This is a genomic window from Paractinoplanes bogorensis (assembly GCF_018829635.1).
Taxonomy (GTDB): Bacteria; Actinomycetota; Actinomycetes; order Mycobacteriales; family Micromonosporaceae; genus Actinoplanes; species Actinoplanes bogorensis.
This window is the reverse complement of the sequence record NZ_JAHKKG010000001.1, coordinates 615,270-637,064: the sequence shown is the minus strand read 5'-3', so window position 1 is coordinate 637,064 and position 21,795 is coordinate 615,270. Positions and strand designations below refer to the sequence as shown.

22 protein-coding genes, 2 tRNA genes and 1 pseudogene are annotated in these 21,795 nt (G+C 69.8%); 6 read left to right on the top strand and 19 right to left on the bottom strand.

The window, feature by feature from the left end; all coding sequences use genetic code 11:
* Positions 1 to 264: 264 nt before the first annotated feature.
* The gene (locus tag KOI35_RS03095) at positions 265 to 1,191 is read left to right on the top strand and encodes an LLM class F420-dependent oxidoreductase (RefSeq protein ID WP_215784772.1); all 927 of its coding nucleotides are present in this window, start codon (positions 265 to 267) and stop codon (positions 1,189 to 1,191) included.
* Here KOI35_RS03095 and KOI35_RS03090 read toward each other — a convergent pair.
* Positions 1,176 to 1,811 (bottom strand): response regulator transcription factor, encoded by a 636-nt coding sequence (locus tag KOI35_RS03090; RefSeq protein WP_215784432.1) that lies wholly within the window; start codon positions 1,809 to 1,811, stop codon positions 1,176 to 1,178. The genes KOI35_RS03095 and KOI35_RS03090 overlap by 16 nt on opposite strands.
* A complete protein-coding gene (locus KOI35_RS03085) occupies positions 1,763 to 3,058 on the bottom strand; it encodes a sensor histidine kinase (protein WP_215784431.1) in 1,296 nt (431 codons plus the stop codon). The genes KOI35_RS03090 and KOI35_RS03085 overlap by 49 nt, the downstream gene beginning before the upstream one ends.
* Before the next feature lie 102 nt (positions 3,059 to 3,160).
* On the opposite strand from KOI35_RS03085, the gene KOI35_RS03080 reads away from it, so the two are divergent.
* Positions 3,161 to 4,147, top strand: coding sequence for a fatty acid desaturase family protein (locus KOI35_RS03080; RefSeq protein ID WP_215784430.1), 987 nt, complete (start codon positions 3,161 to 3,163; stop codon positions 4,145 to 4,147).
* Here KOI35_RS03080 and KOI35_RS03075 read toward each other — a convergent pair.
* A complete protein-coding gene (locus KOI35_RS03075) occupies positions 4,144 to 5,883 on the bottom strand; it encodes a pyruvate dehydrogenase (protein WP_215784429.1) in 1,740 nt (579 codons plus the stop codon). The two genes, KOI35_RS03080 and KOI35_RS03075, sit on opposite strands and share 4 nt — an antisense overlap.
* Positions 5,884 to 5,954: 71 nt before the next feature.
* On the opposite strand from KOI35_RS03075, the gene KOI35_RS03070 reads away from it, so the two are divergent.
* Positions 5,955 to 6,737, top strand: a complete 783-nt coding sequence (locus tag KOI35_RS03070) for an SDR family NAD(P)-dependent oxidoreductase (RefSeq protein WP_215784428.1) — start codon at positions 5,955 to 5,957, stop codon at positions 6,735 to 6,737.
* Here KOI35_RS03070 and KOI35_RS03065 read toward each other — a convergent pair.
* Positions 6,721 to 7,554: an alpha/beta fold hydrolase gene (locus KOI35_RS03065; RefSeq protein WP_215784427.1), complete on the bottom strand. Its 834-nt coding sequence runs from the start codon at positions 7,552 to 7,554 to the stop codon at positions 6,721 to 6,723. The two genes, KOI35_RS03070 and KOI35_RS03065, sit on opposite strands and share 17 nt — an antisense overlap.
* Positions 7,555 to 7,581: 27 nt before the next feature.
* Between KOI35_RS03065 and KOI35_RS03060 the strand changes: the two genes are divergently transcribed.
* Positions 7,582 to 8,274 carry a TetR/AcrR family transcriptional regulator gene (locus KOI35_RS03060; protein WP_215784426.1) on the top strand — a complete coding sequence of 231 codons (693 nt, stop codon included), beginning with the start codon at positions 7,582 to 7,584 and terminating at the stop codon, positions 8,272 to 8,274.
* Here KOI35_RS03060 and KOI35_RS03055 read toward each other — a convergent pair.
* The 5 genes and pseudogenes from KOI35_RS03055 to KOI35_RS03035 form a co-directional block, all read right to left on the bottom strand.
* Positions 8,240 to 8,929, bottom strand: coding sequence for an ArsR/SmtB family transcription factor (locus KOI35_RS03055; RefSeq protein WP_215784425.1), 690 nt, complete (start codon positions 8,927 to 8,929; stop codon positions 8,240 to 8,242). The genes KOI35_RS03060 and KOI35_RS03055 overlap by 35 nt on opposite strands.
* The gene (locus KOI35_RS03050; protein WP_215784424.1) at positions 8,926 to 9,366 is read right to left on the bottom strand and encodes a DUF6069 family protein; all 441 of its coding nucleotides are present in this window, start codon (positions 9,364 to 9,366) and stop codon (positions 8,926 to 8,928) included. Before KOI35_RS03050 ends, KOI35_RS03055 begins: the two co-directional genes overlap by 4 nt.
* Positions 9,359 to 9,811 carry an SRPBCC family protein gene (locus KOI35_RS03045; RefSeq protein WP_215784423.1) on the bottom strand — a complete coding sequence of 151 codons (453 nt, stop codon included), beginning with the start codon at positions 9,809 to 9,811 and terminating at the stop codon, positions 9,359 to 9,361. The genes KOI35_RS03050 and KOI35_RS03045 overlap by 8 nt, the downstream gene beginning before the upstream one ends.
* A gap of 124 nt (positions 9,812 to 9,935) precedes the next feature.
* Positions 9,936 to 10,253, bottom strand: a pseudogene (locus tag KOI35_RS03040) (ArsR/SmtB family transcription factor); the annotation flags it as partial.
* A gap of 40 nt (positions 10,254 to 10,293) precedes the next feature.
* Positions 10,294 to 10,365, bottom strand: a tRNA-Met gene (locus KOI35_RS03035).
* A gap of 50 nt (positions 10,366 to 10,415) precedes the next feature.
* Between KOI35_RS03035 and KOI35_RS03030 the strand changes: the two genes are divergently transcribed.
* On the top strand, positions 10,416 to 10,802 hold the full coding sequence (locus KOI35_RS03030) for a VOC family protein (protein WP_215784421.1): 387 nt from the start codon (positions 10,416 to 10,418) through the stop codon (positions 10,800 to 10,802).
* A gap of 166 nt (positions 10,803 to 10,968) precedes the next feature.
* Here KOI35_RS03030 and KOI35_RS03025 read toward each other — a convergent pair.
* Positions 10,969 to 11,041, bottom strand: a tRNA-Trp gene (locus KOI35_RS03025).
* A gap of 574 nt (positions 11,042 to 11,615) precedes the next feature.
* Here KOI35_RS03025 and KOI35_RS03020 point away from each other — a divergent pair.
* Positions 11,616 to 11,909, top strand: coding sequence for a hypothetical protein (locus KOI35_RS03020; protein WP_215784420.1), 294 nt, complete (start codon positions 11,616 to 11,618; stop codon positions 11,907 to 11,909).
* Here KOI35_RS03020 and KOI35_RS03015 read toward each other — a convergent pair.
* The 9 genes from KOI35_RS03015 to KOI35_RS02975 all read right to left on the bottom strand — a co-directional run bounded on the left by KOI35_RS03015 (position 11,906) and on the right by KOI35_RS02975 (position 21,786).
* The gene (locus KOI35_RS03015; RefSeq protein WP_215784419.1) at positions 11,906 to 12,574 is read right to left on the bottom strand and encodes a DUF6745 domain-containing protein; all 669 of its coding nucleotides are present in this window, start codon (positions 12,572 to 12,574) and stop codon (positions 11,906 to 11,908) included. The genes KOI35_RS03020 and KOI35_RS03015 overlap by 4 nt on opposite strands.
* A 153-nt stretch (positions 12,575 to 12,727) precedes the next feature.
* Positions 12,728 to 13,732 (bottom strand): TAXI family TRAP transporter solute-binding subunit, encoded by a 1,005-nt coding sequence (locus tag KOI35_RS03010; protein WP_215784418.1) that lies wholly within the window; start codon positions 13,730 to 13,732, stop codon positions 12,728 to 12,730.
* A complete protein-coding gene (locus KOI35_RS03005) occupies positions 13,729 to 15,777 on the bottom strand; it encodes a TRAP transporter permease (RefSeq protein ID WP_215784417.1) in 2,049 nt (682 codons plus the stop codon). The genes KOI35_RS03010 and KOI35_RS03005 overlap by 4 nt, the downstream gene beginning before the upstream one ends.
* 42 nt (positions 15,778 to 15,819) lie before the next feature.
* A complete protein-coding gene (locus KOI35_RS03000) occupies positions 15,820 to 17,025 on the bottom strand; it encodes a plasmid pRiA4b ORF-3 family protein (protein WP_215784416.1) in 1,206 nt (401 codons plus the stop codon).
* A 32-nt stretch (positions 17,026 to 17,057) separates the two neighbouring features.
* Complete coding sequence (locus KOI35_RS02995) at positions 17,058 to 18,038, bottom strand: ornithine cyclodeaminase family protein (protein ID WP_215784415.1); 981 nt, start codon at positions 18,036 to 18,038, stop codon at positions 17,058 to 17,060.
* Positions 18,035 to 18,934 (bottom strand): ABC transporter substrate-binding protein, encoded by a 900-nt coding sequence (locus KOI35_RS02990; RefSeq protein ID WP_215784414.1) that lies wholly within the window; start codon positions 18,932 to 18,934, stop codon positions 18,035 to 18,037. The genes KOI35_RS02995 and KOI35_RS02990 overlap by 4 nt, the downstream gene beginning before the upstream one ends.
* Positions 18,935 to 18,953: 19 nt before the next feature.
* Entirely contained in the window at positions 18,954 to 20,402 is a 1,449-nt protein-coding gene (locus KOI35_RS02985) for an MFS transporter (RefSeq protein ID WP_215784413.1), read from the bottom strand.
* Between the two features lie 170 nt (positions 20,403 to 20,572).
* Positions 20,573 to 21,199 carry a GntR family transcriptional regulator gene (locus KOI35_RS02980; RefSeq protein ID WP_215784412.1) on the bottom strand — a complete coding sequence of 209 codons (627 nt, stop codon included), beginning with the start codon at positions 21,197 to 21,199 and terminating at the stop codon, positions 20,573 to 20,575.
* Between the two features lie 23 nt (positions 21,200 to 21,222).
* Positions 21,223 to 21,786: a DUF4386 domain-containing protein gene (locus KOI35_RS02975; RefSeq protein WP_215784411.1), complete on the bottom strand. Its 564-nt coding sequence runs from the start codon at positions 21,784 to 21,786 to the stop codon at positions 21,223 to 21,225.
* Positions 21,787 to 21,795 lie beyond the last annotated feature (9 nt).

Sequence of the window (21,795 nt, the reverse complement as noted above, 5' to 3'; positions counted from 1 at the left end):
CGAGCGCGCCGGCGACAACGGAACGTACGAGGGTCCTTCTCTGCACCGGAATCCTTCCCGAGGGGAATCGACAACGACGGCAAAGGGCGCGCCGCGGTCGTAGGGGTCGAACGTGGGACAGGGGTGCCCCGACCGGGGATCGTAGGGCAAACTGGCACAAGCATCGATGACAGATTCATCTCAAATAGCGAAGTAGACGTATCTCTCACATTCGATCATGATGAGCCGGTATGCGTCCGGAACGTCTGCCTCTTGAGGACGATGATGCGCGTAAGCCTGTTCGTCGAGCCCCATCGTGGTGCCTCTTATGACACCCAGCTGCGGTTCGCGCGGCACGCCGAATCCGCTGGTTACGAGGGACTTCTGCGGGCCGATCACTACCGGGCGCTGACCCCGGAGCCCGGACTGCCCGGGCCGACCGACGCCTGGGTCACGCTGGCCGGGCTCGCGCGCGAGACCACCACCCTGCGGATCGGCACGATGGTGAATTCCGCCACATTCCGTTTGCCCGGTCCTTTGTCGATCATCGTGGCGCAGGTCGACCAGATGAGCGGCGGCCGCGTTGAGCTGGGCATGGGCGCCGGCTGGGTGGAGCGCGAACACACCGCGTACGGGATCCCGTTCCCCCCGGTGGGCGAGCGTTTCGACCGCCTCGAGGAGCAGCTCGAGATCCTCACCGGACTTTGGCACACCCCCGAGGACGAGATGTACTCGTACGAGGGAAAGCATTACCAACTGGTGGACGCCCACGCACTGCCGCGACCGGTCCAGCGACCGCACCCGCCGATCATCATCGGGGGCAAGGGCCCACGCCGTACGCCGGAACTGGCGGCCCGGTTCGCCGACGAGTTCAACATGCCGTTCAAGACCGTGGCCGAGACCGCGGCGGCGTTCGACCGCGTGCGGCAGGCGTCGGAGAAGACCGGACGAGAGCTGACCCTGTCGGCGGGCATCGTGGTCGCGATCGGCCGCACCGATGCCGAGGCCGCCGAACGGGCCGCTCCCCTGCACGTCAAGAGCGCCCTCCCGCCGGAAGACCCGGTAACCGGCTCCCCCGCCGCGCTGGTCGAGCGGATCGAACAGATGCGCGAGATCGGCGCCGGTCGCGTGCACCTGCGCATCATCGAGATGGACGACCTCGACCACATCGACCTGATCGCCGCCGAGGTGCTGCCTCAGCTGTCCAAGTAGGCCAGCACGGCGAGCACCCGGCGGTTGTCGTCCTCCGAGACCGGCAGGCCGAGCTTGGTGAAGATGTTGTTGATGTGCTTGCTGACCGCCTTCTCGGTGACGAAGAGCTTGGCCGCGATCGCCGCGTTGGAGCGCCCGGTCGCCATCTCGCCCAGCACCTCGCGCTCGCGGGCGGTCAGCACGTCGAGCGGCCGCGAGCGGTCGAGCAGCCGGGCCACCACCTCGGGGTCCATCACCGTGCCGCCGCCGGCCACCTGGCGTACGGCGTCGATGAACTGGGCCACGTCGGAGACCCTGTCCTTGAGCAGGTAGCCGACCCCGCCCCGGCGGTCGGAGAGCAGTTCCCGGGCGTAGAGCGGTTCCACGTGCTGTGAGAGCACCAGGATGGGCAGGCCCGGCGCCTCCCGGCGTACGGAAATCGCGGCTTGCAGCCCCTCGTCGGTGAACGTGGGCGGCAGGCGCACATCGAGAACGGCCACGTCGGGCTTGTTCTCGAGCAGCGCCGGAACGACGTCGGGCCCCCGGTCGACGACGGCCACGACGTCGAAGTCGAACGCCTCGAGGATGCGGGTCAGTCCGTCCCGGAGGAGAGCATGGTCCTCGGCGATGACGACGCGCACGGCAGCTCCATGGAGACGATGGTCGGTCCACCTGGCGGACTGGACAGGCTCATCGTGCCATCGAAGGCGGCCAGGCGTCGCTCCATTCCGGCCAGCCCGGTGCCGCTGGTCATGTCGGCGCCGCCCCGCCCGTCGTCGCCGACCTCGAGGTGCAGCACGTCGCCGAGCCGGTGCATGCTCACGTACGCGAACGTGGCGCCGCTGTGCCGTTGCACGTTGGCCAGGCCCTCGGCGATCGCGAAGTAGGCGGCCGACTCGACCGGCGTCTCGAGCCGGCCGGTGAGGTCGGAGTCCACTGTGGTGGGTATCCGGGAACTGAGCGCCAGCGCCCGCACGGCCCCGTCGAGACCGCGCTCGGCCAGCACCGGGGGGTGAATTCCCCGGACGAGGTGACGCAGCTCGACCAGCGCGGTGGAACTGTTGTCGCGGGCCTCGGAGAGCAGCTTGCGGGCGGTGGCCGGATCGCGCTCGATCAGCTCCTCGGCCAGCCCGATCGTCATGCCGAGCGACACCAGCCGGGCCTGCGCGCCGTCGTGCAGGTCGCGCTCGATCCGCCGCAGCTCGGCGGCCTGGGCGTCGACCGTGTCGGCCCGGGTGACGGTCAGCTGGTCGACCCGCAGGCGCAGCTCGGCGGCGCGGGTCGGGGCCAGGAACAGCCGGACGAACCACGCGTCGGCCCGGCGCAGGTAGGGCGCCACCGCGATGCCGAGGGCGAGGATGGCCAGCCCCATGGGCAGCGACAGGAAGCCCTCGCCGACACTCTCGATCGGCCACATCGCGGCGTAACCGGACCAGCCCTCGGCCAGATAGATCCAGAGCGGCAGCAGCACGATGCCCTCGACGCCGTAGGCCGGGATGGCCAGCGTGAGGATGCCGAGCACCAGGCCGGCGACCGCGCCCGGCAGCAGCCAGGCGAAGTCGCGCCAGGTGGCCGGGTCGGTGATGATCCAGTGGTAGCGCTTCCAGCCGACCGGGGCGACGCCGGCCGGCTTCGGGCGGTAGGGCCGCGGGATGGGCACGCCGTGCCAGGCCGCCATGCCCCGGGCCGCGTTGGCCTTGAGCCGGATCAGCGCGGTCACCGCCGGCAGCAGGAAGAACCCGATGCCGAGCACCGGCGTCAGCACCAGCGACAGCACGAAGAGCACGAAGAGCGGAAGGTTGAGCACGGCCAGGACGATCGACAGCGCCCCGGCGGCCACCGCTCGAAGCCCGTCACGAATCCAGTCTCTTGTCTCCACGCTTTCCATCCTGAACCACCGGGGAGATCAACTCAGTAGTGCTAGCCCTACCACCGGCTGGGGGGCCCGCACTCCTGACCTTGCGGGGTCCGGCACGGTCTGCTGTAGGGCATGACGACGATGGCAGAGCGGCCGCGCACGACCGCCTTCTCCGAACTCGGCCGCCGGATCAACGAGGCCGGGCTGCTGCGCCGGCAGCCGCGCTATTACGCCGTACGGCTGAGCCTGGTCGCCGGTGCGCTCGTGCTCGGCTGGAGCGCGTTCTTCCTGATCGGCGCGTCGTGGTGGACGCTGGCGGTGGCGGCCTTCCTGGCCGTGGTGTTCGCGCAGACCGCATTGGTCGCCCACGATCTCGCGCACCGGCAGGTGTTCCGCACCAACAAGCCGAGCTCGCGGGCCGGCCTGATCGCGGGCAACCTGGCGATCGGCATGTCCTACGGCTACTGGATGGAGAAGCACACCAAGCACCACGCCAACCCGAACCACGACGATCTGGACCCGGACGTCGGGCCGGGCGTGCTGGCCTGGTCACCGGAAAATGCCCGCGGTTTCATCGGCCGCTATCAGGCCTACCTGTTCTTCCCGCTGCTGACCCTGCTCGGGCTCTCGCTCAAGCGGGACAGCATCCGGTGGATCAACGAGAAGAAGAAACCGCTCGAGGCCGCGCTCCTCGGGGTGCACCTGATCACCTATGTCGGGGCGCTGGTCATGGTGCTCAGCCCGCTGCAGGCGCTCGCGTTCCTCGTCGTCCACCAGGCGATCTTCGGCGTCTACCTGGGCATGACGTTCGCGCCCAACCACAAGGGCATGCCGCACCCGACCGGCGACGAGGACTTCCTGCGCAAGCAGGTGCTGACCTCGCGCAACGTACGCGGCGGCCGGTTCGTCGACGTGGCCCTGGGCGGGCTCAACTACCAGATCGAGCACCACCTGTTCCCCGGCATGCCGACCCCGAACCTGCGCCGGGCCCAGCCGATCGTGCAGCAGTACTGCGCGGAGATCGGCGTCCCGTACGAGATGACCAGCCTGACCGATTCGTACCGGCAGGCCCTGCGTCACCTGCACGACGTCGGCGCTGATCTCCGCGCTTCGTCCTAGCGCGGGACGTTGCGCAGGTTGGTCCGGGCCAGGTGCAGCATCTGCCCGACGCCGCCGGACAGCACCGACCGTCCGGCGGCGAGCGCGAACCCGGCCGCCTCCTCCTTGGTGATGTGCGGCGGGATCTCCAGCGCGTCCGGATCGGTGACCACGTCGAGCAGCGCCGGCCCGTCGTGGTCGAGCAACGCACGCATCGCCCCGCGTACCTCGTCCGGCTTCTCCACCCTGATCGCGTGCAGGCCGGCCGCCCGCGCGATCGCCGCGAAGTCGACCGGATCGTGGTCGGTCTCGTACGGCGGATCGCCCGCCACCAGCATCTCGAGACGCACCATGCCGAGGCTGGAGTTGTTGAACACGACCACCTTGACCGGCAGATCGTGCAGCTTGGCGGTCAGCAGTTCGCCGAGCAGCATGGCCAGACCGCCGTCACCCGACATCGAGACGACCTGCCGTGATGTGTCGAGCTTCTGGGCACCGAGCGCGTGCGGCAGCGCGTTGGCCATCGTCCCGTGCACGAACGATCCGAGCAGCCGGCGCCGCCCGTTCGGCGTGATGTAGCGGGCCGCCCAGCTCGTGCACATCCCGGTGTCAGCGGTGAAAATCGCGTCGTCGGCCGCCTCCTCGTCCAGGATCGCCGCCACGTACTCAGGGTGGATCGGGACAAGATCTTCCACCCTTTCCGTGTACGCCCCCACGACGCGCTCGAGCTCATCCACGTGCTTCTTCAGCATCATGTGGAGGAACTTGTGATCCTTGCGTTCCAGCTTCGGAAGGAGCGCGCGGAGAGTAAGCCCGACGTCACCGGCCACGCCCAGATCGAGCGGGGTGCGGCGACCGAGACGGGACGGGTCGATGTCGATCTGGATCGTGTTCTTCTGAGGCAGGAACTGCCGGTACGGGAAGTCGGTGCCGAGCAGCAGGAGCAGGTCGGCCTCGTGCGTCGCCTGGTAACAGGCGCCGTAGCCGAGCAGACCCGACATGCCCACGTCGTACGGGTTGTCGTACTGCAGCGATTCCTTGCCGCGCAGCGAATGCCCGACCGGCGCGCCCAGCTTCTCGGCCAGCTCCAGCACCTCGGCCCGGGCCCCGGCGCACCCGATGCCGCCGAAGACGGCGACCGTCCCGGCCGCGTTGATGCGCTCGGCCAGCTCGGCGATCACGTCGTCGGGCGGCGTTCCGAGCACCGGCCCGGCCACCGCGTGCCCGGTCCCGGTGTCGTTGACCGCGTCGGCCTCGAGCACGTCACCGGGCACGACCAGCACCGCCGCGCCGCGCCGGCCGACCGCCTCCTGGATGCCGATCCGGGCCATCCGCGGCATCTGGGCCGGCGCCGAGACGAGCTCGGTCCAGTGGCTGGCCTGCTCGAACAGCCGCTTGGGGTCGGTCTCCTGGAAGAAGCCGGTGCCGATCTCACCCGAGACGATGTGCGAGGCGATGGCCAGCACCGGCGCGGCCGATCGGTGCGCGTCGAACACGCCCTGGATCAGGTGCGTGTTGCCCGGCCCGCAACTGCCCGCGCAGACCGCCAGCTTGCCCGTGACCTGGGCCTCGGCCGCCGCCATGAAGGCCGCCGCCTCCTCGTTGTGGACGTGCACCCACTCGATGGCGTCGTGGCGCCGGATCGCGTCGGACAACGCGTTCAGGCTGTCCCCCACGATCCCGTAGATCCGCTCGACGCCCGCCTGCACCAGCACCTCGACCAACTGGTCGGCGACCGACTTCGACTTCCCGAACACCCCGGACTCCCGCCTCTTCGTGGCAACGTTCTGGGGGTACCCGCTTCTCCCGCACTCGAACGGAGCTCGGAATGGATCTGCGTCTCACTGACAAGGTGGCGGTGGTTACCGGAGGTAATGCTGGGATCGGTGAGGCGATCGCCCGCGGTCTGGCGGCCGAGGGGGCACACGTCGCGCTGGTCGCCCGCGACCCCGACCGCCTGCGCGAGGTAGCCGATTCGATCGACGGGCGGGTTCTCACGGTCGCCACCGACCTCACCGCCCCCGACAGCGCCGACCAGGTGGCCGCCGCCGTCGAGGCCGAGTTCGGCGGGGCCGACATCCTGATCAACAACGCCGGCACCGGCAGCGAGGAGAAGATCCTCACCGCCCCCGACGCGCGGTGGCAGTTCTACTGGGAGTTGCACGTGATGGCGGCCGTCCGGCTGGCCCGCACGATCGCGCCGCAGATGAAGGCCCGCGGCGGGGGCGTGATCCTGCACAACGCGTCGATCTGCGCCACCCAGCCGCTGGGCTACGAGCCGATCTACAACACCACCAAGGCGGCGCTCGTGATGTTCTCCAAGTGCCTGGCCAACGAGCTGATCGGCGACAACATCCGGGTCAACGCGGTCAACCCGGGCCTGGTCATGACCGGCGACTGGATCAAGACGGCGAAGTCGCTCACCGAAGGTACCGACCAGACCTGGGAGCAGTACCTGCAGAAGATCGCCGACGACAACGCACCGATCGGCCGGTTCGCCACGCCGGCCGAGATCGCGGACTTCTTCGTGTTCCTGTGCTCGGAGCGGTCGGGCTATTCGGTCGGCTCGACCTACTACGTCGACGGCGGCTGGCTCAACGTGACGACCTGAGGAACGGCACGAGCAGCGGGAGCACGGCGGCGGCCTGCATCGCGACCATGTGATCGGCGCCGGGGACGATGTGAACCTGCCAGCCTTGGGACCGGAGCGCGTCCTGGTTCCGGATCAACGGCTCGGCCAGGGTGACGTAGGCGTTGTCCCAGTCCGGGCCGTACTGGATGTTGTCCTTCTCGCCGGCGAACGCGAGTCGCGGCAGCTCGAGCCGCACCTGGCTGTCGTCGAAGTCGCGCAACGACTCGTAGAGCGTCACGAACTGACGGGTCTGGTCGGGGGTCTGGGTGAAAGCGACCGAGTCCCAGTCCCCGGCCACGGCCTCACCGGTCGGCGGGGGCGGCGGATCGAGGGCCAGCCGGTGGGCGCTGTTGGTGACGGCGAGCATCGCGTCGTACGGGCCGTCGAGCGGCGGGTATCCGCCCATGGCCAGGGCGGTCAGCCGATCGGTCCGGAGGGCCAGTTGCAGCCCGGAGAGGGCCAGCCAGGAATAGCCGTAATAGGCGAACCGCTCGGCCTCGGCCGCGTCGGCGATCGCCAGCAGGTCGGCGGCCACGGCGTCGACGGTCAGGGAGAGGGGCGCCGGCTGCTCATTGAGGCGATGGCCCTCGTAGTCGGCGGTGATCACCCGGAAGCCGGCCTCGGCCAGTCCGGTCGCCAGGTTGTGCCCGAGGTGGGGGTCGGCGCCCCACGCCCGCATCGTCTCGGCCTGCTCCCCCTCGATCAGCGCCGTGCTCACCGGGGTGAGGATGGCGGGACCGGCGCCTCGAACGTTGACCTCGATGATGGATCCGTCGTGCAATCGCGCGTTCGGCATGCAAAACACTATACACTGTCAGGAGTTATGGACGATCACCTTCGACGGCTCTGGCGGCACCGCGGGACGACCCTGCCCACGCCCCGCCGCGGACCGCGCCAGCAGCTCGACCTCGACGAGATCCTCGACGCGGCGATCGCGATCGCCGACACGTCCGGGCTCGACGCCGTCTCCACCCGTGCGGTCGCCGCGCGTTTTGAACGGACGGCGATGGCGCTGTATCCGTACGTGGGAACGAAAGACAACATGGTCGCGCTGATGCAGGACCACGCCAGCGCCCTCCCCGCGCTGCAACCCGGGCTGCGCGGATGGGCGACCGGGCTGTTCGAGCTCTATCTGGCCCATCCGTGGCTGACCGAGCGCTCGTGGGCGCAGGCGTCGCAGGGCCCCAACGAGCAGGACTGGATGGAGGCGCTGCTCGCGATCCTCGGCGGGCATCCGCAGCGGGCGCCGGCGGTCACCATGCTCTACGCGACCGTGCGGGCCACGGCCCAGACCGCCGCCGCCTATCGCAAGCTGACCCCGGCCGACGAACAGGCCTGGGTGGCCGGCGCCGCCCCGATCCCCGACTTCGCCGAACGCTATCCGCTGTCCACGTCGTTGCCACCGGTCGCGACGGACTGGCGGGACATGCCCTACGCGGGCCTGCTGGCCGCCGTCGACGTGCTGGCCACGGGCCTGCAACTCAGTCGAGCCCGTCCAGACCGAGGTCCGCTCTGAGCGCGGCGCGGCCGTCCGCGGTCAGCCGCACCGCACGCCCCGATCCGATTCTGGTCACCCAGCGCCGTTCGAGGAAGGTCTCGCACAGCCTTGCTCCGGCCAGCCCGGCCAGATGCTGCCGCCGCTCCGTCCAATCCAGACATCCGCGGGCGAGCGGCCGGCTCCGGCTCCGCAGATCCAGGTCAAGACGATCGACAAGCCATTCCTTCCCGTACGGGGTGAGCGCGAACCCGCCGTCCTGGTCGAGCAGCCCGCGCGCCGTCATGGCATCGGTGACCGCCACCCCGAGTTGCCCGGCGAGATGGTCGTAGCAGGTCCGGCCCCGGCGCAGCGCGGCCGACGCCGTAGCCGCCCGCAACCCGGTCACCCGGGCCGGCCGCGGGTCGAGCCGGGCGGCCAGATCCTCGATCAGCTGCGCCGCGGCCGGATCGGCCAGCTGCACGTACCGGTGCCGTCCCTGTTTCCGCTCGACCAGCAGCCCACCCTGCACGAGCCGGTGCAGATGCTCGGTCGCCGTGGACGCCGCGACACCGGCCTGGCCCGCCAGCTCGCCCGCCGTCCACGCGCGCCCGTCCAGCAGAGCCAGGCACATGGCGGCGCGGCTCTCGTCAGCGAGCAGGCTCGCCAGCCGGGCCAGTTCCGATGCCGAAGTCATGCCTCATTCTGAGCCCGGGACAGTTCGGCCGGCGCCGCATCGTCATGCCTCGGTGTGCGGGCCAGGGCGCGGACGGCCAGCACGCTGATCGGCGCCAGGACCAAGTGGGCGAGAGCCAGGGTGACCGTGCTCGCGGTGTCCAGATCGGCCGGGATCGTCATCACGAAGATCGTGACCACGGCCAGCACCGGGGCGACGACCACCGCCGTACGGGTGACCCAGCCCCCGAAACGCGACAGCAGCGCCACCAGCACCAGGCCGATCAGCAAGGGAACCGCCGTGAAGCCGGCGACGGTAGCCGCGTCCACCTCGTTGACGACACCGTTGCCGGTGAATCGGAAGCTGCCGCCCGCAGCCCGGCCCACTGCGTAGATGGCCAGGTTGACGACGACGGCGACCCCGGCCGCGGCGGCGATGACGGTCGCGGCCTTACGCATCGGCGGACTGCTTGAGGAACGCCTCGATGCGAGCGAACGCGCCCTGCCACACCTCGTTGACGAAGAAGTCGCGAACCTCGGGAACGGGGAAGCCGCTCTGCACGACGGTCACGAGCGTGTTGTCGCCCTGAGCCTCGAACGTGATCTCGATGCGGGTCGCCATCTCGGCACCGTCGGGCCCGGATCCGATCGACTCGGTGACCAGCCGGCGGGGCCGGTCGATCTCGAGGAACGTCTGGGTCTCGCGGAACAGCGTGTCCTTGTCGGGCCCCCAGACCGCGGTCTGCTTACCGCCGACCCGCAGGTCGACCTCGATCTCCACGATGCCCGGGGTCTCGTCGAGAATGCTGAACCAGATCTTCTGCTTCTCAGCGTCGGTATAGGCGTCGAACACCTCCTCCGGCGTGGCCGGAAGCTCACGGGTCAGTCGCATGTCAAGCGTCATCGTTCTGCTCCATCGTCGGTGTGCGCTGGGCGCGGTTCTCGTCGGATTGCCAAGCTGCGTCTCGTTGCGCGGAACCGCCCGGCTGCGCGGAACCGCCCGGCTGCGCGGAATCGCTGAGGCCTCGGCGCAGGGTGAAGTAGGCGTCCAGCCCGTCCAGGCGGCGCGCCCACAAGCGTTGGTAGAAGGCGATCCACGCCATCGCCTCGTCGAGTGGGGCCGGGGCGAGGCGGCACTGCCGGGCGCGGCCCACCTTTTCGGTGACGACCAGGCCGGCGCCCTCCAGCACCTGCACGTGTTTTTTCATGCCGGTCAGGGTCATGCCGGCCGGTTCGGCGAGTTCGCCGATGGTCGCCGGCCCGTCGCCGAGACGGATCAGCACGGCTCGGCGTTGCGCGTCGGCCAGGGAGGCGAACACGCGATCCAGTTCCTCTTGCTGAACCATGCGGTTCACCTTATGACACTGAACCGAAGAGTTCAATATGTGCCGTCGGGTGGTCTCGAACCACCGGCCTCCGCCTTATGAGGGCGGCGCTCTCCCGCTGAGCTACGACGACGGGTCTCATTCCGGACGCGTACCGTCCGCAACCGGTCCTATGGTGCGGGGATGCAGTCACACATCCAGGGCATGTGGTGGGGCATGGCCGTCGAGGCCCCGGACCCGGCCGCACTGGCCCGCTTCTACTCCGATCTGATCGGCTGGCCGCTCGTGCACGAGGAGCCCGGCACGTCGGTGCTGGCCACACGCCCCGACGGCTCGAACTTCGTCGTTTTCCAGCAGGCCGACGGTTACGAACCACCGGTCTGGCCCCCGAACGACGGACGACAGCGCCCGATGATGCACTTCGACTTCCAGGTCGGCGACCTGGACGAAGCCGTCGCCGAGGCGCAGGCCCTGGGGGCCAAACTGGCCGACCACCAGCCGCAGTCCCACGTACGCGTCCTGCTGGACCCGGTCGGCCACCCCTTCTGCCTGGTACGGGACGACAACTGATCGCCGCGCGTGGGGCAGGACGGCGGGAGCGCGTTGGTGGGGTAGCGCAAGTGTTCCCCTCCAGCCAGCCCGACGGTCGCCCTACCCGCCGCAGCCGGCCCGCGTGCGCCGCCGCCCTGCCCCCTCTCATGTGGACATGCCTATGAAATTGTCGAGATGTGACGAGCACGGGCGGCAGGACTCGAACCCGCACCTAACGGTTTTGGAGGCCGTCGCTCTACCAATTGAGCTACACCCATAGGACACAGAAAAACGACTTCCGCAGTCAAAAGAATGGCGAAACCGCCGGCCCGTAAAACGTCAGAATGTGCGGCCAGGACCACGGAGCCGATCGCGAGTGATGACCGAGCCGCCACTTCACCGGGCTCAGCCGAGCACGAGCAGAAGTATCACCCGGGCATGCTCAGCAAAGCCACGCTCGACACCTGCGACGGCCTCCCAGCCAGCACCAACGCCCCCGACAGCCGTTGGTACCACCCTGAGCAGCCACAACGCAACGGCCCAACGAGAGACCGGCACAGCCGCCGGACGCCGGTCGCCTTACGACGTCAGGACCATCGCCCGTTCGTCGCGCAGCGCCAACTGCGACCCAGCCGCCGTTCGCGTTGAGGCCTCGGCATTCGCGGCATTCGACCCTGGAACGATTCCGGCATCTCCGCGGCGCTCACACCCGGGCGGACGACAACGGCGTCATGCCACTTCATCTCGGACCCCTTTCGTGCGGCTCTCTCGCGGACTCCCCAAACAATAGGGCCTCCCATTCCCGCCCGCAATCCTTTTATTTCCGCCCGGCACCGGGCGCGGCTCAGCGAGATGGCGACCGCGGAGAACCGGGCCGCGCCGACGATCACCATCGGCGCGGCCGGAGCACTCGGATCGGGCCCGGGACGACCGTCAGCGGAGGAGATGGCCGCGAACATCTTCCGGGCGTACGGGAAAAGCAAGAACCTGGCCGGACAACTGCCCATCGTCGGAAGCGCACACCAGGCGGCCGAGTGGTTCGCCGCCGACGCCGATGCGGGCGCCACCCATCTGGTCATCGGCTTGGCCGGTGCGGGCTGGCGTGAACAATGCGAAGTGCTGGCCGAGGCCCGGGAACGTGACTAGTGCACGGCCCAGCCGTCGCCGTATTCGACGAACAGCGGGTCGGTTCGCAGGGTCACCGGGCGTTCGACCAGCACGCACCGATGCTCGCCGGGCCACCACCAGCCGCCGGCGCGGGTCAGGGCGGCCCACGTCTCGAACTCGTGCTGACGCCGCAGCGGTGTGAGTCCGAGCCGGCGCAGGACGTCGGCGAAGGCCATCCAGTAGGCGTCCTGATGCCCGTACCACCCGACCGGCACCGGCCCCAGCGCGGCCCGGACCGGCAGGTACACACTGGACAGACGACGGAACAGATCATTCCGTACGCCCTGCAGCAGCACCTCGCGGAACGGGTAGCCCGCGGCCAGCGCCTGTTCGGGTGGGAGCACCGGCCACGGATCGCCCTTCTTGCGTTTGGGCGCGGGACGGTCGGCCGGTGGTTCGGTGTAGTCGGCCTCGAGGTCACTTCGCAGCTGGGACAACCCGGCCGCGATGTCACTGGCCAGCGGCCACGGGAACTGCGGACGCCGCAGGTCTTCGTGGGTGGGCAGCCCGTCGAGGAACGGCATCGCGGCTCGGGGCGAGGTCACCCAGACGAACTCGGGGCGACGCCGTCGATGCCGGGCGTAGATCGAGGCGATCGCCTCTTCGGTGGTGGTGTGGTCGACCGGCTTGGTGGTGAGTCCCACGTCAAGCCACTCTTGGCGGATCTCGGCGGCGTCGGTCCAGAGTGCGGGACGGAGCCGCGCGGTCGCGATCAAAGCGCGAGGGCGCACGCGCCCTTCCGGGAGAAGGTCATCATGGCGACCATGATGACCCACCGCCCGTCGGTGCGCCATCGGTTATTTGGGTGCCCCAAGATCGTCCAAAGCCTTGACCGAGCCACGGTGCAGCGGCACCGGGTCGGTCTTGCGGGCCTGGTCCAGGGTGATCTCCTTGGCGGCCGCGTTGGCCTGCTCGAGCTGGGGCTTCCGGTCGAACAGGGCCTTGGTCAGCACACAGGCGACGTTGGCGTCGAGATCGTCCTTCACCAGCAGGACGTTGGGGACGACGATCGTCGGGGTGTCGGCCGCGAGCTTGTACGTCGCGGCGGGGATGGTGCCGGCCTCGTACACCTCGTTGATCTTCTGCATGTCCGGGAGCAGCGGCGTGATGTCGAGGAACTGCACCTGGCCGCCCGCGGTGGTGAGCAGATCGGTGACACCGGGGGTGGGCAGGCCGCCCGACCAGAACAGCGCGTCGATCGAACCCTCCTTCATACCGTCGACGGTCTTGGTGAGGTCGAGCTTCTGGGCGCTGATGTCCTGGGCCGGGTCGAGTCCGGCCGCGGTGAGCAGACGGTTGGCGATGACCTCGGTGCCGGACTTCGGTGAGCCGGTGGAGACCCGCTTGCCCTTCATCCCGGCCACGTCCTTGATCCCGGCCGCCTTACGGACGATCACCTGCGTGTAGTTGGTGTGGATGCGGGCCAGGGCGGCGATCGGCTGCTTGCTGTCGAAACTGCCGGTGCCGTTGATCGCGTCGGCCGCGGTGTCGGCCAGCGAGAACGCGACGTTGTAGGTGCCGGCGACGAGCTGCTGGATGTTCTGCACCGACGCACCGGTCTCGGACGCGGTCGCCTTGACCTTGCCGCCGGTGGCACCGATCTGTTCCGCGTACGCGTTCCCGAGCGCGAAATACACGCCGGTCGCGTTGCCGGTGGCGATGCCGATCCGCGTCTCGTTCGGGACCTCGCAGGTGACGTCACCACCGGTGTCGGTCTGGGCCGCGTCCTGCCGCCCGCCGCAGGCCGTGAGCGCCGCGCCGGTCAGGGCCAGCGTGACCGCGGCGACTGCCATTCTTTTCATTTCAACCCCGTTTCTTCCGTACGCGTGGAGTCCCGGCCCGGCTCATCCCGGGTCGAAGAGGGCGGGCCGTCGGCGAGCGTCGCGGACCGGCGATCGAAGGCGGCCCAGACGGCGGAGGCAGCCAGCAACACGATCCCCGCGCCGATCGTGAGCGGCTCCAGATAGAGCAGCAGCAGCCCCGAAAGTGCGGCCAGCACACGCGATCCGACCCCGGCGCGGCCGACGCCCAGCACCCAGCCGCCGGTCGCGACGGCCAGCCCGGCCACGCCCAGCATCGCCGCCGCCGTGGCCCACACGATGTCGGCGAACGGCCCCCGCGCCAGCAGATACGAGCCGGACGGCGTGAGCACGAACGCGATCGGGGCCAGGAACGCCGGCAGCGCGTACTTGAGGGCCTGCCACATCGTCGGGATCGTGCGGCCGCCGGTGATCGCGCTCGCACCCACCGCGGCCAGCGCCGTCGGCGGGGTCACCTCGGAGAGCACCGAGTAGTAGAAGACGAACATCGCCGCCGCCGGTTTGGGCACGCCCAGGGCCAGCAGCGCGGGTCCGATGATGACCCAGCCGATGATGAAGCTGGCGGTGACCGGCACGGCCAGGCCGAGGATGGCCAGCGCGATCGCGGCCAGGATCACGGTCAGGGCGAGCACTGCGGTCGGATTGTCGGTGACGGCCCGGGCCCCGCGCACGAGCAGTGAGGCCAACTGCGTACCGAGACCGGTCTTGGTCGTGGTGGCGGTGATGATGCCCGCGGCGGCGCATACCGCGACGACCGGCAGCACCCCGCGGACGCCGGCGCTGAGGGCGGCGAACACCCGTCGAGGGGTCAGCCAGGTGCTGCGGTCGAGGAAGGACAGAACGAGCGCGAGCAGCGTGGCGTAGACGACGGCGCGGGTCGCGCTCTGGCCCAGAGCGAGCAGCAGCACGATCAGCAGCAGCGACGAGAAGTGGTAGCCGAACCGGGCCAGCAGCCGCAGCGTGCTGACCGGGGGCGTCTCGAGGGAGCGTACGCGGAAACGCCTTACATCGATCTCGACCGCGAGCAGGATGCCCAGGTAGTAGAGCAGCGTCGGGACGGTCGCCCAGCCGAGGACGGTCAGGTAGGAGACGTCGAGGTATTCGGCGACGATGAACGCGGCCGCGCCGAGGGTGGGCGGCGAGAGGATCGCCCCGACACCGGCCGCGGCCAGCATGCCGCCCGCCTGGTCGGCCGGATATCCGGCGCGGCGCAGCATGGGCCAGGTGACCGCGCCGACGCTGACCGCGGTGGCCGTGCCCGAACCCGAGACGGTGCCGAGCAGGAACCCGGCGGCGACAGCGGTGCGGCCGGCGGCGCTGCGCGACTTGCGGAACGCGGCCACCGACAGGTCGACGAAGAACCGGCTGGCCCCGGAGAGGTCGAGCACGGCGCCGTAGATGGTGAACAGCACGATGTACGTGGCGGCGACGTCGAGCGGGGTGCCGTAGAACCCGCTGCCCGAGTTGTAGAGCGCGTCGACGATCTGCGAGAAGTCGAGTCCGGAGTGGGCGATCGGCCAGTTCTGCGGGAGGAGTCCGCCGTAGTACCCGTACGCGAGGAAAGCGAGACAGACGACCGGCAGTGCCCACCCGGTGGTCCGCCGGCAGGCCTCGACGACCAGCACGAGCAGAACGGCCCCGAACGCGATGTCGGCCGGCTCGAGCAGACCCTGGCGGTCGAGGAACCCGTCGTAGCCGCCGCCGAACGGGTTGACCGGATAGAGGCAGACGATCAGCGTGGCGACAGCCAGCACCCAGTCGACCACCGTCGGGCGGTCGCTCCTGCGCCGGGTGTGGCGCGACCGGTAGGCCAGGAAGACCAGCGGCAACGTGCCGGCCAGAAAGATGATCAGGTAGTACTGGCTGCCCCGGGCGAGCGGCCGGAACACCTGCCACAGCACGAGCAGCGCGACCGCGAACGCGACGATCGCGACGCCCAGGCCGATGCGCCCCTTGAGGTCACGGGCGGGCAGCTCCTCGTCGTCGACGTGGAGGACCTCCGGCGTTGGAGATCGATTGCCGTCCATGAAACGGACAGTACCGGTTGGACAACCGGTTGGTAACCGTCGTCACTCCCGGCGGTCGCGGATCTCCTCGACCACGATCTCGAGTTCCCAGTTGTCGCCGAAGTCGTAGACATAGCCCACCCGGTCCCGAACGTCGGGCGCGACCTGTTCCAGCGTCACCGGTTTCTCGGCGCGATGGCCCAGCTCCCGGTCGGCGAAACCGAATTCGCCGTACGGGGTCTCGAAGACGTGCAGGTGGCTGTCATCCCACTCGAACGACGTCTGAATCATGCGGTGCAGGTCGGCCAGTCCGATGTCGCCGGGGATCTCGAGACGTCGCCAGTTCGGCGGGACCGCGCCGACCAGACTGACCTTGACCTGATAGATCGGGGCCGGGCCGTCGGACGTCTTGCGCTTCGCCGGCAGTTTGCGGGCCGCGGGCCGGGCCACGGGCCGGGCCAGTGCGGCCGGCCCCTTGTCGTTCCCGTGCGGGGCGGGCGGCCGCGGTGGCTCGGGAAGAACCGCCATCCGTGCCCGCAGCAGCACGGCAACCGGGTGATAACCGGGCCCGTCCTCCTCGTCGAGGTCGTCGTCGGCGTCGCCGTCCTCGTCGTCGTGCACGGCACGGGCGTCGAGGGCCCGTTCGACCTGCCACCGGAACTCGGCCGGATCGAGCTCGGCCACGGACGGCTCCACGCCGGCCGCCCGGGCATCGCCCAGCACCATCTGCTCGACGTCGCCCAGGGCCTGGATCGGGAAGAGCAGGATGTCCGCCGCCGAGTCACAGTCGAGGTGGTCGACGTCGACCAGGAAGCCGTGCGCGCGCCCGGCCCGCTCGAAGGTGCACAGCAGCATCGACGTCTCGCCGACCTGGTCGCCGTAGACCCGGCACTGCCCCACCGTGATCGGCTGCGCGAGCTCGGCCGCCCAGGCCGGCGCGGGCACGCCGGCCTGCGTCATCTGCTCGGCCGCTTCCACCGCCCCGATCGCGAGAAGCATCGCGACCGACTCGGTCGTGTGGCTCTGAGCCAGCGCGGGAACGACGTCGACGCCCGCGGCCACGACGTTCGCGCCGAACAACTCGGCTTCCAGCGGATCGGAGACCGCGAGCAGGTCGGCGGCCAACGGCAGCAGTTCGGCCGGATCGAGCGGCTCGCCGGTGCAGTCGGGGCAGTCACATTCCTCGGGAACCGCCGGCACCGCCCGCAGAACCCGCTCGCCCGGCTGACGGGACTTCGACTTCTTCCGACCGCGACTGACAGGACTCATCCGGCCATCCTGCCGTAAGCCCGCGGCCGGCTTCAGCCGCCCTTCACCCGTACGGTGCCCGCAACCGGCCGGAGCACCAGGGCACCGAAAGCCAGATCCTGCAGCGCCAGCCCGACCGAGTTGAACAGCGTGATCTGCTCGGACCCGAGGCGACCGGGTGCGAGACCGGTCAGCACGTCACCCAGCTCACACCGGAAGTCGTCGGCGGTCGTGGCGCCGTCGCGGATCGAGAGCACCGCCTCGCCGGATTTCGCCAGGCTGACGTCGGTGCTGTCGACCACCACGGTGGCGCGGGCCAGACCGGCCGAGTCGATCTCACGATGGTCGGGCCGGGGTGGCGCCCCGACGGCGTTGACGTGCTGGCCGGGCCGGAACCATTCCCCCCGTACGACCGGCTCGCGCGCGGGCGTGAGGGTGCACAACACGTCGGCCGCCTCGACGACCTCCCGGATGCCGGCCGCCTCGACCACGTCGAGCGGGGTGGTCCCGTCGGCGATGTCGCGTCGCTGCAGAGCCTGCCGGAAGGACGAAAGGCGTTCCCTCGTACGCGACCAGACGACCACCCGCTCGATCGGCCGGACCCGGCGTACGGCCGCGACGTGCTCGACGGCCAGCGGCCCGGCTCCGACCAGCCCCAGCACCCGGCTGTCGCCCCGGGCCAGCGCGTCGGTGGCCGCGGCGCTGGTGGCCGCGGTCCGCATCCGGGTGCACGTGCGGCCGGGCAGGACGGCGAGCCGGTCCCCGGTCGCGGCGTCGAGCAGCAGCACGGTGGACTGTTGCACCGAACCGTGACCCTGAGCGTCGGTGAGGATCTTGACGGCGGTGAGACCGAGGCGGTGCGAGGTGGACACCATCGGCAGCAGCACGGTGGACGGCGCCGTGTCGATGATGGCCGGGACGGGCTGCGTCGCCTGGCCCAGGGTGAGGTCGGCGTGCAGGGCGCGCACGCTGTCGATGAGGTCGCCGAGGTCGACGACCCCGGCGAGTTCGTCCTCGGTGAGGAACAGGGTCATCGGTACGCCTTCATGAAGGTGTCGTCGGACAGGTCGGCGAACCGGGGGGCCGTCCGGACCATGGCCGCCTCGGCGATCATGCCCATCCACCGGTCGCTGCCGGCCGGATCGACGGCCACGGTCTTCCACACCGTGCTCGCGGTCATCTGGCGGGTGGCCTCGCGCAGGATGCCGAGATCCTTGCCCGGCCAGCGAGCGGTGAGGATCGCGTCGATCGTCGCGGCCGGCGTGCCCGGCACCGCCTGCATCGCGGCGTCGATGCAGGCGGTGAAGCGGGTGAACCGGTCGGCCAGCTCGGCCACCCGGTCGGTGCGGGCGTAGTAGACGCTGTTCGGCATGGTCCCGCCGCTGTCCAGGTGGCGATAGACGATCGTGCCCGCGCCGGACGCCTCGACCTCGAGCGCGGTGACGAGGTCGAGGACGATCGCATCGCCCAGCCCGGCGTGGAACAGCTCGACGAACATCGCGGTGGACAGGTCCCGCAGGAACGTGATTCCGGCCGGATCCACGCCCGCCTCACGGATCAGGCCGGCGGTCACCGCGTACGGGGCGCTGCCGCCGATGCCGGGCGCGAGCACCACCCGGCCGAGCAGGTCGGCGAACGCGAACGGCCCGGGCCCGCCGCGCCGCACGATCGCCTTGGGCGCCTGGTGGTTGAGCTGGCAGATGACGCTCAGCTCGCGCGGCGTACCGGCGTACATGCCGGGCACCCACAGCCCGCCCAGCGCGAGATCGGCGGCACCGGACTCCAGGTCGTCGAGAACACCCGTCCACGGGTCGCAGGCCCGGGCGGTGACCGACAGACCCGCGTCCCGGAAGAGCCCGGTGGCCTCGGCCAGATATTCCGGCAGGTAGTTCAGGCCGTTGGCGGTGGCGGAGATGGCGAGGGTGTCCATGGGCGCTCTCTTTCTCTGTTCAGGCGGGAAGGGCGGGACCGAGGGAGGTGCGGACGACGCGCTCGGTCCGGACGTTGATCTGCTCGAGCGAACGGTTGCGGGTCTCCGGGGCGAAGCGGGAGGCGACGACCAGCAGGGCGTACATGACCGCGACCATGCTGAACACTCCGGCCAGGCCGAACCGGGCGAACAACCAGACGGCCAGGAACGGCATGACCGCGCCGGCGATGTTGCCGATGCCGTTGACGATCGAGGTGCCACTGGCCCGTACGGCGGTGGGGTAGAGCTCGGGCGACCACACGGCCAGGGTCGTGTTCGTGATCATCGTGAAGAACTGGAAGGTGGCCCCGAGCACCAGGATCAGCGCGGTCGTCTCGCCGAACATCGCGAACGCCACCGCGGTCAGACAGCCGAGCACGCCGGCCCCGCCGACCGCGGCCCGCCGACCGACCCGGCTCGCGAGTACCGCCGCCGCACACGCCCCGAGCAGCGACCCGACGTTCATGATCATGGTGAACAGCAGGCTCTCGGAGATCGAGTAGCCCCGCTCGACCAGCAGGGTCGGCATCAGGAAGTTGAGCGTGACCTGCGCGCCGAACGCCATCCAGGAGGCGGCACCGATCGCGACCGTGCGGGGCAGCACCGAACGGGCGAACACCGCCTTGGGCGACGAGGCGAGCTGACGTTCCGGAACGTCCGCCTCGGTGAGCGGCCCGGCCGGCGCGGATCCGGTCGGCGGCCGCAGCGAGTTCGAGGTCAGGATGGCCAATGACCGGTTGGCCTCCTCGATACGCCCCTTCGACAGCAGGAACCGTGGCGTCTCGGGCAGCCGCCGCCGATAGACGACGACCAGCACCGCGGGCAGGGCCAGCAGCAGGAACGTCCACCGCCAGACCGTCTCGTCGCCCCCGAAGGCGCCGGCGAACGGGCCCAGGATCAGGAAGAACAGCCCGTACGAGAGGAAGTTGCCGACGCCACCGGAACCGATGTTGAGGGTGGCGACCAGCGCGCCCCGATGCCGGGTGGCCACCATCTCGGACAGCATGGCGATGCCGATCACGAACTCGCCGCCCAGGCCGATGCCGACCAGCAGCCGGCTGGCCATCAGCATCTCGTAGTTGACGGCGACGGCGCTGATCAGGCCACCCAGCGTGTAGACCAGCAGGTTGAGCGACAGCGCGGCCCGGCGGCCGTACCGGTCGGCCAGCCAGCCCCCGACGAGCCGCCCGATCAGGCCGCCGAGCACGGTGGCGGTGTTGATCACGGTCAGCTGGGTGTCGGAGATGTCGAGGGACTGCTTGAGGTTGGCACCCATCGCGCCGACGGAGTTCTGCTCGAGGGTGTCGAAGAACATCCCGGCCAGGATGATCAGGAGAACCCAGAACTGGGCCCGGGTGAATCCGCTGCGATCGAGGGTCGTGGCCACCGCGCCGGTCGGCGCGCTTTCGAGGTTGTGATCGGCATGCATGGCTTGCGCTCCACATCGGTGGGTCCTCCCCCGCCGGGCGTCGCCCCGGGGGAGTCACGAAGACTGCGGCACGAACTAGCCATTTTGTATACGACCCTTGTTTCCGAACCGTATCCTATCGTGTCAGGACTGTGAAGTGAGCCGTATATCTTCTATCTCGTATACGATCTTCAGTGCGACTGGCGGCGGTAGATCTGCTCGTCCTTACGGATGTGCTCGTCCATCAGATAGCCCGCCTGCACCGGCGAACCGCCCAGAATGGCGGTGGCGATGGCGGCGTGATCGGCCCACGACGTGTCGATCCGGTCTTCGATGTCGAGCTCGAAACCCCAGGCGATGCGCTGCAGCAGCCCGTCGAGCATGCGCGCCAGCTCGGCGTTGCCCGCGGCCCGCGCGACGGCCTGGTGGAACTCCAGGATGAGCGGCGGCAGATCGTCGACCGCCCCGGCGTCGCCCGCCCGCCGGCCCCGCTCGACCACAGCCCGCAGGTGGTCGACCTGATCGCCGCCGTGTGCCTCGGCCGCCAGCGTCGCGGCGAGTACCTCGAGGCCGCGCCGCACCTGCATGAGCTCGAGGACGTCCTGCTGCGACCGGGCCGAGACGGTGGCGCCCTTGTACTTCTCGGTGCGGATGAAGCCTTCGCTCTCGAGCTGCAGCAGCGTCTCGCGAATAGGCACCCGCGACACCCCGAAGCGGGACGCGATCGCTTCTTCCTTCAGCCTGGTCCCGACCGGAATGGTGCCGTCGATGATCTCGGCCCGGAGCACCGCCAAGATCGAGACAGACTTGGTAGCCACACGAGCGAGCATAGGCGCCGGCCTCACCAGGTGACCGGTGGGCGCACGATCAGCCGGACGGCGAAGACCATCTCCTGGATCCCGATCGGCGCGGCGAGGACGATCTGCACGGCCACAGGCAAATTGACGCCGTACGTCTCCACGACGCCCCGCAGCACGAGCAGCGCGCCGCCGACGAGCCCCCACCACGCGAGCCAGGACGGCACCCGGTCGTCACGCAGCAGCAGGAAGTTGAGAATCACGGCACTGGCCCCGAAGACGACGACCGTGCCCAGCAGATAGGCCCATTCGCGGCCGGTGGACGCTCCCGGCTGAGACCGCATGACCAGCGCGGCGATCGCCCCGGCGACGATCAGCATCCCCTCCAGCGTGCGGACGGCCAGGTACGCCGCCGCCCCCGGCTCGCTGGCGTGACGTAGTACCGACCACAACAGGGCGGCAATGGCGATGACCGCGCCGGCCAGGACGACCTCAAGCAGCGCTCCGGTGACCGACGCGGCGTGCCCGCCGGCCTCGATCAGGGAGCCGCCGGCAATAGCGGCGGCCGAGGCCAGAACGAACAGGGCACCGATCAGACGACTCTTCATGCGGATCAG